Raw genomic sequence first — 12078 nt, 5'->3', positions numbered from 1 at the left:
GGGATGCCGCAACCGGCACCCCCGGATTTTAATGGCTTACTGAGACTGCCAGCGCTGAACCAGTTCGTCATAGTTGACGGTCTGGCCTTGCGGCTTTTCATTTTCCAGCTTGGCCTTGGGCGAGCCTTCTTTCTCAAGCCAGAACGAGGCGTCCTGCGGCTCGTTCAGACGTGGGCCGCAACCACCATAGACACCGGCGCTTTCATCCGCGGCCTGCATCCGGGCCATGGTGATGTCCATCTCTTCGGCCAGACGATCCATCGCTTCCTGCGGAGTGAAGGCGCCCGAGTTCACGTCACCGATCTGTTGCCACCAGATCTGGGCCAGCTTCGGATAGTCCGGCACGTTGATGCCGGTCGGCGACCATGCCACACGGTCAGGCGAACGGTAGAATTCGACCAGACCACCCAGCTTTGGTGCGCGTTCGGTGAACGACTCGTGGTTGACCGAGCTGTCGCGGGCAAAGGTCAGACCCACATGGGACTTCTTCACATCAACCGTCTTGGACGTCACGAACTGAGCATAGAGCCAGGCCGCCTGAGCACGATCCATCGGCGTGGACTTGAGGAAAGTCCAGCTTCCCACGTCCTGGTAACCAACCTTCTGGCCTTCTTCCCAGTAAGGGCCGTGCGGGCTGGGTGCCATCCGCCAAAGCGGTGTGCCTTCGTCATCCACGGTGTTGTTGCCCTCGGACTTCGGCTTCACCATGTCTGCGGTAAAGGCCGTGTACCAGAAGATCTGCTGGGCCACGTTGCCTTGGCTGAGCGCCGGCAGCGACTGGTAGAAGTCGTAAGACGCCGCACCCGGAGGCGCATAATTCCGCAGCCACTCATCCCATTTGCGGATCGCATAGACCGCGGCCGGACCGTTTGCGGCACCGCCACGAGAAACGGAGGCACCAACAGGGTTACAAGTGCCCGCTTCCATGCGGATGCCCCATTCGTCGACCGGAACACCGTTCGGCTCACCCTTATCGCCCGCACCTGCCATCGACAGCCAAGCGTCGGTCATGCGCCAGCCAAGGTCAGGTGCGCGCTTGCCGTAGTCCATGTGGCCGTATATTGCCACACCGTCGACCTCTTTCACGTCATTGGTGAAAAATTCGGCGATGTCCTCATAGGCTGACCAGTTGACCGGAACGCCCAGATCATAGCCGTATTTTTCTTTGAACGCGGCTTTGTTGGCTTCATCATCGAACCAGTCCTTACGGAACCAGTAGAGGTTCGCGAACTGTTGGTCCGGCAGCTGATAGAGCTTGCCGTCCGGGCCGGTGGTGAACTGAATGCCCATGAAGTCATCCAGGTCCAATGTCGGCGAGGTTGTTGCCGCCCAGTCGCCGCCCATCATGTCCGTCAGCGGGTAGGCCAGCTGCAGGCGCGAGTGGGTGCCGATGAGATCGCTGTCGTTGACATAGCCGTCATAGAGGTTCCGACCGGTCTGCATCTGGGTCTGAACGGCCTGTACCACTTCGCCTTCGCCGAGGATCTGGTGATTGACCTTGATGCCGGTAATTTCCTCAAACGCTTTGGCTAGAACCTCGGATTCGTAGGAATGCGTCGGAATGCCTTCGGACAGGACATTGATTTCCATACCCTCATAGGGTTTGGCCGCGTCAATGAACCATTGCATTTCGGCCATCTGCTCGTCTTTCGACAGGGTCGATGGCTGGAATTCATCGTCAATCCAACGTTGTGCTGCGGCTTCGTCGGCCCAAACAGGACCGTGCCCCGCAATGACGGCAGCCGCCGCCACTGCGGAAAGTAGATGTCTCCGCATCTCTTTCCTCCCAAAAATTTTGCTTGCCCGGTGGTAACCGGATGGAGATTACCATCAGCGATTTGTCGCCACCCTGTCAAACTAAAAATTTAGTATTTAATTTAACCTTTGAAAACAAAGTACTTTAACGGTTAGCAGAGTTCACGCCGCGTCCGTTTGCGGTCCGTCCAGTTGGAGGGCGCGCAGTATCGATCTCGTGTTGCAGGCAAAACGGCGCGCAGTCTTTATGCCTACCGGCCGTTCGTTCAGCACAGCCGGATTACGCAGCTTTATGGAATTCCGCTCGTGACTTTTGTGGTGCCAAGATCGCAGTCGCAAGCCGTTTTCGGTCGGCGTCAAATTAAATTCGATCCGTCCTAAGACATTTTTATTTGTCGAACTGCGTCTGTTCACCAAAGGAGGTCCATCATGACTTTGATGTTGACGTATCCTGCGATCTCGGGCACTCAGTCGTTTGATGGTTCCCGATGGTGCGCCCGAGGGATGAAAAGGGAATACGGTGAGGATTGCCAACTGGCGCCAAATCCGTAACTGCCCCCGCAACTGTAAGCGGTGAGCGAGGTCAAACAGCCACTGATCCTAAGGATCGGGAAGGTTGGCCAAGCTTAGACCCGCAAGTCAGGAGACCTGCCATCAGATGTTCAACCAACCCGGGACGGGGCGTCCTGGAAGGAGGCTTTGATGGCACGTCTTAAGCGTGTTTACATAACCGGCAGCTTCCGCATGCGCTTGGCAACAAGTGGAGTGGATTATGCGAGTGGCGGCTGATCTCTCAGAAATCGATTGCAAGACCTGCAGAGCCGGGGCGCTTTGGAATTATGGCGTAGGATACTTGATATGATACGTTATAACATTGCATTGATAGTGATGCCATTGTAGGCGAGGGCGTGATGACTAAGAAACATGATCATTTCCTTCTTGTTTGCTCAAACTGTCGGGGTTCAGATTCCACCGATCTGGCAATCAGGACATTGGCGGGCCGATTGCCGGACGGCTTTGCAATTCGCATGGTCAATTGCATGGCAGGCTGCGACCGACCGACCACCATCGGCTTTCAAGCGCCGGGCAAGGCTCAATACCTGTTCGGCGACATCGCGACACATGAAGACCTAGATGCAGTAGTGGAATTTGCCGAACAGTATCTGCGTTGCGCGGATGGATGGACAAATGCGACGGACCGCCCGCAGGCATTGTTCACAAAGACCCTCTCGCGTATGCCGCGGATCGAGCAAGGGGTATCATTATGATCGCGCCCCCTTTTCTAATTGCCGAAGACCTCGAGTATTACGCGCTCAACGGGGATGTCTTGCTGCAAGGCGTGTCCTTCGAGCTGGGCGAGGGGTCCATTCTTGCCATCGCCGGTCCTAACGGAGCAGGGAAAACGACCCTTCTCAATCTGTTGTGTGGCGCCGAGTCGCTGGCGCTTGGCGATGTTCGGATCAAAGGGCGCAGCCTGAAACAGCTCTCTGCCAAACAGCGCGCCCGTATGATTGCCGTGGTCGGTCAGCAGGAATTGCCTGACGGGCGCTTGACGTTGCGCGACTATGTTGCGCTGGGGCAAATACCCATTCGTGCGGATCGCTCGGCCGAAGCCCACGCCAATGAGCTCGACCGGATTCTGAACATGACCGGCCTTGCGAACCTGACAGACAAGCGGATGGCCCAATTGTCCGGTGGCGAGCGCCAACGCGCCCATATCGCGCGGGCTCTGGCGCAGAATCCGTCCTTGCTGTTTCTGGACGAGCCAACCAACCATCTGGACCCAGATGCAAAGGGGCGGATGCTTTCGCTGGTTGCCGAACTCGGCATCACCGTTGTGATGATCGTCCATGATCTGGTCATGATCCCTGAATTCGCCACCCATGTCGCATTGATGAAATCCACCCGAATGACCGGTTTTGGGCCAGTAGACGCGGTGCTGACATCCGAGCGGGTGCGCGAAACGTTTGGCGTCGACTATCTCTGCTTTCACCACGAAGGCCGGGTCATTCCAGCGCTCGATATTCGAAGAACTACAGTCTCAACTTAACCAAGGGAACACTTTGAAATGAAACACATCTGGTCCGTGGCACTGGCTACAGCCATGGCAAGCGGCGCTGCTGCGCAAGAGTTGACGGTCGACAATTGCGGCGAACCGTTGGTTTTTGAGACACCACCGGAGCGTCTGGTGGTGCATGACATGAACATGACCGACATGGCTTTTGCGCTGGGTCTGCAGGACAAGATTGTCGGCTTGACCGGCATCACCGGCTGGTACAAGACCAGCCCGGAATTCGACACTCAGCGCGGTGATATCCCCGAGCTTGCGCCAAAATACCCGACCGTCGAGAACCTCGTCGCTGTTGAACCTGATCTGTTCTTTGCGGGCTGGTATTACGGAATGAAACCGGGTGGTGATGTGACGCCGGACACGCTTGCGCCTTTCGGGATCAAGACCATGATCCTGACCGAAAGCTGCGTGCATCTGGACAAAGACCGCCCCGAGGCCAGCATGAACCTTTTGTTCGACGACGTGCTGCGGCTTGGAGAGGTTATGCAGGTTGAAGACGAGGCTGAGGCGTTGGTGAATAGCTGGAAGGATGAACTTGCTGCGATTGAAGCGCAGACAGCCGATCTGCCCAAGCCGCGCGTTTTCCTGCTGGACGGCCCGGCGGACGCCCCGTTCACTGCTGGCAAGTTTGCCATTCCCGACGCGATGATCGCCGCCGCAGGGGGTGAAAACGTCACCCATGATATGGACACAAGCTGGGGACGCACTTCTTGGGAAGCGGTGGCCGCTTCGAACCCGGAATTCCTGGTGCTGCTGGACTATCAGACCGGAAATGGCGCGGCGGATACCTTCAAGTTTCTGCAGGAGCATCCTGTGATGTCGCAGACCGACGCCGTCAAAAACGAGCGCTGGATCGGTTTGCGTTATGAAGAGCTGACCCCGGGGCCGGCAAATATCGAAGCGATCTCGAAGATGGCGCAGGCGATGCATCCGGGTCTCAACTGATATGGGCCGATTGGGCCTGACACTCCTGCTTGGGGCGGCCGTTCTGGCCGCCCTTTTGCTGGTTTCTACGATCTATGGCACAACTTCGATCCCCGTGTCCGACACATTCACCGCGATCCTGCGAGGTACGGGTTTGGACGACGGAGAGATGTCGCCCCTGCATCGGATCGTGTTCGACCTCAGACTGCCGCGCGCACTGTTTGCGGCCGTTATCGGTGCCGGTCTTGGTATCGTTGGAGTGGTGCTGCAAACCACGACGCGCAACGATCTGGCCGATCCATTCCTCTTCGGCCTGTCCTCCGGGGCTGCAGCCGGGGCCGTGTTCGTAATCACCGTGACCGGAGATATTCTGGGGTTCTGGACACTTCCATTGGCAGCTTTTTGCGGCGGGCTTGTCGCTTCGGGCATCGTGTTGGCGCTGGTCCACGGTTTGCGCACAAGCGCGCCCGAGAAGCTGATCCTGGCAGGACTTGCGGTATCGTTTCTGTTCTCGGCCATTACCAACTATCTGATTTTTGCAGGCGACAGCCGTGCGGCCCATTCGGTCATCTTCTGGATGCTGGGCGGTTTGGGCCTGGCCCGCTGGGAGACATTCCCGCTTGTCTGCGTCGGGTTGTTGCTGATCCTGAGCCATTCGCTGTATCGCAGCCGCTGGCTGGATGCGCTGTTGACCGGTGACCTGACCGCAGCGACCCTCGGTGTCCCGGTTCGGGGCCTGAGGTTCAGCATGTTTTTTACTGCGGCTTTGGCGACGGCGGTATTTGTTTCCGTGGCCGGGGTAATCGGCTTTGTCGGCCTGATGGTGCCACATATTGCCCGGGGTATCGCGGGGCCGTTGCACAGCCAGCTTCTGCCCACGGCCGCAATCGTTGGTGCGGCCTTGCTGACCGGCTCGGACATCCTGAGCAGGCTTCTTCTTGCGCCGCAGGAGTTGCCGGTCGGGATCGTGACGACGTCAATCGGGTCAGTTTTTGTGTTCCTGCTTCTTTTCAGAACTGCAAAAACACAGCGATAGGGTGGAATGCTTGGACGTTTGATCGTACCAGATCAGATGAAAACGATCTTCAAACCCTTCCGTCGGCTGCCTCGCCGAGCCATTTGAACACAAGTTTTGCCCGGTCGGATGAGGTGTTGTGCAACTTTACATAGAAGTCCAATTGCGAGGAAATGGCCTGCGGTAACAACCTGACCAGTTTTCCCGAAGCGATCAGTTCCGAGGTCAATCCCTCCCACCCCAGAACCGCCCCCATGTCGTCTTGCGCGGCCTGAAGGGCAATTGTGTAATTGTTCACCCGATGCGCAGAGTTCAACGGTCCCTCATACCCCAGTTTGTGGGTCCACGCCCGCCAGTCCGTCCAGCCGGTATCCGGGGCGTCCAGGTGGATCAGAGGCACCCTTGCAATATCCTCGACCCGCTCAATGGGGTTCTTCTCGGCAAACCTCGGGCTGCAGAGGGCCATGATATTGTCGTGGAATAGTGTCTTGAAGATGCCCGTTTCGCGGCTGGTATCGCCGTAATGAATGCTCAGATCGCATTTCGAAGTGTCGACCCCAAGATCCGTTACAACCTGCGTTACGGAAACGTGCCCGTATTGCTTCCAGAACTGGGCCAAACGAGGGGTAAGCCAGAGCGAGCTGACCGCTGTTGTCGAGCGGATTGTTACCCCTTTTCTGTCGTATTGACGGCGCAACTGTCCAAGGGCCTCGCTGATGCCCTCGAAACCACGTTGTAGCGCCACCAGAAGATAGGCGCCGCTTTCGGTCAACTCCACGCCGCGATGATGACGCAGAAACAGCGCGCATTGCAGCTCGTTCTCCAATGCCTTGACCTGATGGCTGATAGCGGCAGGGGTGACGTTGAGCTCTTCGGCAGCGGTCTTGAAGCTGACATGCCGCGCAGCGGCTTCAAAGCTGATCAGAGAGCTTACGGGAGGAAGGTCGTATGGCCGGTTGAGCAAGATGGTTTGACCCCCAGTGTTGTAAATGGTCGATAATATACGCGCTGTTCATGCATATTTGGATTAGTTCATCTTATGCAGCGTGAATCTTTTTGCAATTGCTTGCCAGCGGTTCCCGGTGAAAATGCGCGACAACCGTTTGAGACGTGAGCGGGGTGCCAGTGATAGGAAAAGCCGGGCCCTTAGTGCCGGATAGCGCAAACCCCACGTTTCGACCTACAGTCATACACATCGATCCCCGGTTGATCGCGGCGCGAACAGAAGGAGTTGCAGAATGAAGTCACATGCGAAGGTCGTGGTTGTCGGGGGCGGGTGCGTTGGGGCATCGATCCTGTACGGGCTGACGGAACATGGATGCTCTGATGCGGTCATGCTGGAACGCACGACTCTGACATCGGGCTCCACGTGGCACGCGGCTGGACTGCTGGTGACATTCGTACGCTCGCACAATGTGTCAAAGATGACGATGGAGACAATTCGCATCTACACCGAGGTTGAGGAAAAGATGGGTGCCTCGGTTGGCCTGCGCAAAGTTGGTCAGTTACGGGTTGCCAATACCGAAAAGCGCTGGGACGAGTTCCAGTCCTACATCTCGATCGCTGAAGCCGCCGGGGTGCCGTGCAAACTGCTGACGCCGGAAGAGATCGCCGAAGTTCATCCCCTTTTGAACCAATCCGAAGACATTCGCGGCGGAATTCTGCATACCGAAGATGGCTATGTGAATCCGGCCGATATCACCATGGCGTTGGCCAAACTCGCCCGTGATGCAGGTGCCAAGGTTTATCAGAACACCGAGGCGCAGGCTTATGAGAAACTGGACAATGGCCATTGGAAAGTGACGACCAACCAGGGTGAGATCACATGTGAGCACCTGATCTTTGCGACCGGAAACTATGCGCGTGAGAATGCCCGCCGCGTGGGGCTGGATCTGCCCTGTATTCCGATCGTTCACCAGTATTGGACGACCGAGACCGTGCCGCTGCTGAAAGAGCGCCGCGCGCAGGGCCTGCCCGAATTCCCGATCCTGCGGGACGAGGACTACGGGGCTTATCTCCGCGAAGATGTGGGCGGTATCCAGTTCGGGCCGTATGAATTCACCAAGGACCTAAAACTGTTCGCCGAAGACCGCGTGCCGCCGGAATTCGGTGCTGATCTGTTGCCCGAGGATTTCGATGCCGTGGAAACCCAATGGGAGCGCGCCATCGAGCGGGTGCCGACCTTGGGCGAGGTCGGGATCAAGGCCAATACTCGTGGCCCATTCCAGATGACACCGGACGAGCTGCCTCTGGCCGGTCCCGCACCAGGGCACGAGAACCTGTGGCTGGCCGAAGGGATGCCGGGCGGCATCCTGTGGGGTGGCACCGTTGGCAACCGTCTGGCCAAATGGATTGTTGATGGCGATCCGGGGATGGATATGTCGGAACTCGATCCGCGCCGGTTCTCGGATTACGCGTCCAAACGCTGGACCATGGACAAGGTGCGCGAAACCTGGGGCACCCACATGGATGCACATGTTCCAGGTGAAGACTTCCCCGAGGCGCGCCCGATGAAAACCGTGGGGTCCTATGATCTGCTGACCGCCCATGGCGCAGTCTGGACCAGTTTCAACGGCTACGAATTCCCGCGCTGGTTTGCCAAATCGCCAGCCGAGGCGATCCCCGAACACTCTTTCCGCCGGACCGACCATATGGAACTGGTGCAGGAAGAGGTGCGCCGCACCCGCGAAGAGGCTGGTTTCATCGAGATGTCTCCGATGACCAAATTCACCGTGCGTGGACCGGGTGCCGCAAAGTGGCTGGATAGCCTGATGGCGAACAAATTGCCGAAGATCGGTCGTATGACCCTCTCGCTGATGTTGAACGACAAGGGGGGCATGGATGCGGAATACACCATCGTGCGCTATGCCGAGAACGATTTCTACCTGATCTCCACTCCGAACTGGCGCGCCTATAACTGGGATCAGTTGCAGCGCGTGCTGCCGAAGGATGGTTCGGTCATTCTGGAAGATATCTCAGAGCACCTTGGTGTCATCGCCCTGGCCGGGCCTAAGGCGCGGGACATCCTGCAACCGCTGACCGATAACGATCTATCGAACGAGGCTTTCCCGTGGCTGTCGGCGCAGATGGGTGAAGTGGGGTATGCCAAAGGTGTGCATCTGCTACGCGTCTCATATACCGGTGAGTTGGGATGGGAACTGCATCACCCGGTCGGATACAATCGCCACCTCGTCGATTTGCTTTTGAAGGCCGGTGTGAAGCCGTTTGGTCTTGAAGCGCTGGAATCGATGCGCCTTGAAAAATCCTATCGCGCCATCAATCGCGAGATTTGCAAAGACATGACGCCCTATGAGGCCGATCTGGGCCGGTTCGTGGTTATGTCCGAAAAGATCGGCGGGCAAGTAGCCGAACGCGATTTTATCGGCAAAGCTGCCCTGCAGAAGCAGCAGGAAGAGGGCGGATACAGCACACTGGTCACGCTGAAGCTCCCATTCTGCGACACCTCGGTGATGTTCGACGAAGGTGTCTATGCCGACGGCAAGCTGATCGGGCGGGTCACATCGGGCGGATTCTCCTATTACTGCAACCACGACATTGCGATGGCGTTGGTGCCGCAGAGCATGACGGCACCCGGCACCAAAATGCAGGTGCTCATCCACAACGAAATGCGCGAGGCCGAAGTGATCGATACCTGCGCCGTTGACCCCACCAGCGCCCGTGCGCGCGCCTGATCCGGAGGATTTGAGATGGCAGAAGTGAAAGCACGATCAGGTCGTGGCGGAGGACGTGCCGCGCGGGTCAAGGCTCGTACCAACCCGCCCCCTGTCTATTTGTCGACGCTGAACCGCAAAGTCGGTCCGATTGATCTGCTCGGCCCGGAAGGTATTGAGAAAATCCACAACGCGGCCATGACGATACTTGAAACCACAGGGATCGAGTTCCGCGATCCCGTCGCCTTGGCGGATTGGAAGAAATACGGCGCGGATGTGCAGGGTGAACGGGTGCGCATCGGACGCGAGATGCTGATGGACCTGATCTCGGCCGTGCCCTCAGAGTGGGGCTATGCTGCACGCAATCCGGAACGCTCGCTTCGGGTGGGCAATCAGCATTCGGTGTTTGCCAACGCGTATGGTGCGCCGTTTGTCTACGGTCTGGATGGCGTGCGCCGCCCCTCGATGCTTGAGGATGCGCATAACTTCTTCAAACTCAGTCAGATGAGCCAGTCGATGATGGTGCCGGGTATTTTGCCGGTTGAGCCGCAGGATGTTCCCGTCCCGCAACGCCATCTGGAGTTGGTTCATGCCGCGCTGACACTGACCGATAAACCGATCAAAGGTTCGGTTCTCTCAGAACAGGCGGCACGAGACTCGGTTGAAATGACACGGATCGTGTTTGGCGAGGAATTTGTCGACAACAATGTGGTGATGGCAGCCCTGCTGAACTGCAACACGCCGCTGGTCTGGGACGAGACCATGCTGCAAAGCCTGCGCGTTTATGCCGCCGCCAACCAGCCCTGCCTGCTGTCGCCCTTTGTTCTGGCCGGGGCCAGCACACCCGCCAGCCCGCAAGGCGGGGTTGCGTTGCTGATTGCCGAGAGCCTTGCCGGAATGGCCTATAGTCAGATCATCCGCCGTGGCGCACCGATGGTGCTGGGCGTGGCGATCATGGGTGTGTCGATGAAGACAGGCGCACCGATGATGGGATCTCCCGAACCGGGTTTGATGAACCTCCTGGTGGGCCAGATGGCGCGGTTCTACGGCGTGCCTTGGCGGACCTGCACCATGTGGACGGGATCAAAATCGCCCGACATGCAAGCCGCGTTCGATACCGCAAATACCATGTGGCCGGTGCTGCTGGGCGGGGCGAACTACATCGTGCATTCTGCAGGCTTTCTGGAGGGCGCGCTGGGGGTCAGCTACTCGAAATGGGTGCAGGACACGCTGCAGTTGGAGAATTTCCATCGCTTCTTCAGCGGCCTGCAGGACGAAAACCTTGATGCGCTGCTGGGCGACATTGACCAAATCGGTCCCGGCGGGCATTTTCTGGGCACCGACCACACACGCGAGAACCCGATGCATATGAACCACTTGCAGAACAACGACAGTTTTGAACAGTGGGAGGCAGAAGGCTCGAAAACCGCAGAAACCGTCGGTACGGAAGAGGCGCAGCGTATGCTGAACACCTACGTACAGCCGTCGATGCCAGACGATCAACGGGGCGCGTTGGATGAGTTCGTCGCTAAAAAGCGGGTAGAATACAGCGCCTGAGCAGATCGGAACGCGGGCGCTGACGTGCCCGTCGCCGCACCCCAAGGACAGGATCAAGCAGATGACTGACAACGCGACGACTACGCTCTCGCTCGACGAGGTAAAGGAGTTGGCCAGATCCGTCTTTGTCGCGGCGGGTATGGGTGAGCAAGGTAGCGAGGTCATGGCCGAGCTTGTGCGGATGACCGAACGCGACGGGCCGCGCAGCCACGGATTAAGAATGCTCCCGGTGTATGCACAGAGCTTTTCGTCCGGTTATGCCAATCCCACAGCCGACCCGAGGATCGAGCGGGTCGCGCCGGGTGTTCTGCGTGGGGATGGCGACAACGGGTACTACCAGATCACGGCGGCAAAGGCTCGGGATGAACTGATCGCGATGGTGCGCGAAAACGGGATCGCGGCGTTCACTTGCGCCAATTGCCACCATCTGGGGGCATTACGCTTCGATACCGGTCCGTTGGCCGAGGCCGGGCTGGTGGCACTGGGCGTTGTTAATTCACTCTCTATGGTGGTTCCGCAAGGTGGTATTCGGCCGGTTTTTGGCACCAACCCGATGTCGTTTGCCTGCCCGCGTCCGGGGGCTGAGCCGGTTGTTTGGGATCAGGCGTCGTCAATGGTTGCCCTGATGGATATCAGGATGGCTGCCGCGGAGGGGCATGATTTGCCTCGCCCCGCCGGGCTCGATCCGGACGGGCAACCGACCCAAGACCCCAGCGCCATTCTGGAAACCCGCAGCTTGCTGCCATTCGGTGAACACAAGGGCGCAGCGATTGCATTCCTGATCGAAATTCTCGGGGCGGCTCTGGCTGGTGGAACTTTGTCGGTCGACAACGCCAGCCGCGAAGCTCATGGTGCGTTGAATATCAAGGGCGGCAACACGCTCATCGCGATTGACCCGGCGCGTTTCGGCAATGCTGCGTTCGAGGACTATGTCCAGCGCGTCTGCGCTGAAATTGAAGGCAATGGGAATGCTCGCGTGCCGGGGGATGGCCGATTGCAGAACCGCGCCGCCACACAGGCGGATGGTGTTCGCGTCACTGCCGACTTGATGGCGCAACTGCGCGAACTGGTCTAGAGGTTCCGGG

9 protein-coding genes and 1 riboswitch are annotated in these 12078 nt (G+C 58.2%); of the genes, 7 read left to right on the top strand and 2 right to left on the bottom strand.

Annotation, left to right across the window (positions count from 1 at the left end; genetic code table 11):
• Nucleotides 1-36: 36 nt before the first annotated feature.
• Nucleotides 37-1776, bottom strand: coding sequence for an ABC transporter substrate-binding protein (locus RA27_RS12660; RefSeq protein ID WP_039539372.1), 1740 nt, complete (start codon nucleotides 1774-1776; stop codon nucleotides 37-39).
• A 441-nt stretch (nucleotides 1777-2217) separates the two neighbouring features.
• A riboswitch (cobalamin riboswitch) is annotated at nucleotides 2218-2426 on the top strand.
• Between the two features lie 240 nt (nucleotides 2427-2666).
• Between RA27_RS12660 and RA27_RS12655 the strand changes: the two genes are divergently transcribed.
• Genes RA27_RS12655 through RA27_RS12640 form a run of 4 tightly spaced genes read left to right on the top strand, consistent with a single transcriptional unit; the run spans nucleotide 2667 to nucleotide 5786 of the window.
• Nucleotides 2667-3023 (top strand): DUF1636 domain-containing protein, encoded by a 357-nt coding sequence (locus RA27_RS12655; protein WP_039539370.1) that lies wholly within the window; start codon nucleotides 2667-2669, stop codon nucleotides 3021-3023.
• The gene (locus RA27_RS12650) at nucleotides 3020-3805 is read left to right on the top strand and encodes an ABC transporter ATP-binding protein (protein WP_052265284.1); all 786 of its coding nucleotides are present in this window, start codon (nucleotides 3020-3022) and stop codon (nucleotides 3803-3805) included. Before RA27_RS12655 ends, RA27_RS12650 begins: the two co-directional genes overlap by 4 nt.
• Before the next feature lie 18 nt (nucleotides 3806-3823).
• Nucleotides 3824-4771, top strand: coding sequence for an ABC transporter substrate-binding protein (locus RA27_RS12645; RefSeq protein WP_039539367.1), 948 nt, complete (start codon nucleotides 3824-3826; stop codon nucleotides 4769-4771).
• A gap of 1 nt (nucleotide 4772) precedes the next feature.
• A complete protein-coding gene (locus tag RA27_RS12640; RefSeq protein WP_039539364.1) occupies nucleotides 4773-5786 on the top strand; it encodes an iron ABC transporter permease in 1014 nt (337 codons plus the stop codon).
• Nucleotides 5787-5835: 49 nt separating this feature from the next.
• Here RA27_RS12640 and RA27_RS12635 read toward each other — a convergent pair whose 3' ends face one another.
• Complete coding sequence (locus tag RA27_RS12635) at nucleotides 5836-6729, bottom strand: LysR substrate-binding domain-containing protein (protein WP_039539362.1); 894 nt, start codon at nucleotides 6727-6729, stop codon at nucleotides 5836-5838.
• A gap of 274 nt (nucleotides 6730-7003) precedes the next feature.
• On the opposite strand from RA27_RS12635, the gene RA27_RS12630 reads away from it, so the two are divergent.
• From RA27_RS12630 to RA27_RS12620, 3 genes are all read left to right on the top strand, one after another.
• On the top strand, nucleotides 7004-9457 hold the full coding sequence (locus RA27_RS12630) for an FAD-dependent oxidoreductase (protein ID WP_039539359.1): 2454 nt from the start codon (nucleotides 7004-7006) through the stop codon (nucleotides 9455-9457).
• 15 nt (nucleotides 9458-9472) lie between these two features.
• Complete coding sequence (locus RA27_RS12625; RefSeq protein WP_039539356.1) at nucleotides 9473-10993, top strand: trimethylamine methyltransferase family protein; 1521 nt, start codon at nucleotides 9473-9475, stop codon at nucleotides 10991-10993.
• 61 nt (nucleotides 10994-11054) lie between these two features.
• Entirely contained in the window at nucleotides 11055-12068 is a 1014-nt protein-coding gene (locus RA27_RS12620; RefSeq protein WP_039539353.1) for an Ldh family oxidoreductase, read from the top strand.
• Nucleotides 12069-12078 lie beyond the last annotated feature (10 nt).

It is taken from the genome of Ruegeria sp. ANG-R (assembly GCF_000813985.1).
Taxonomy (GTDB): Bacteria; Pseudomonadota; Alphaproteobacteria; order Rhodobacterales; family Rhodobacteraceae; genus Ruegeria.
This window is presented reverse-complemented; position numbering and strand designations above follow the sequence as displayed.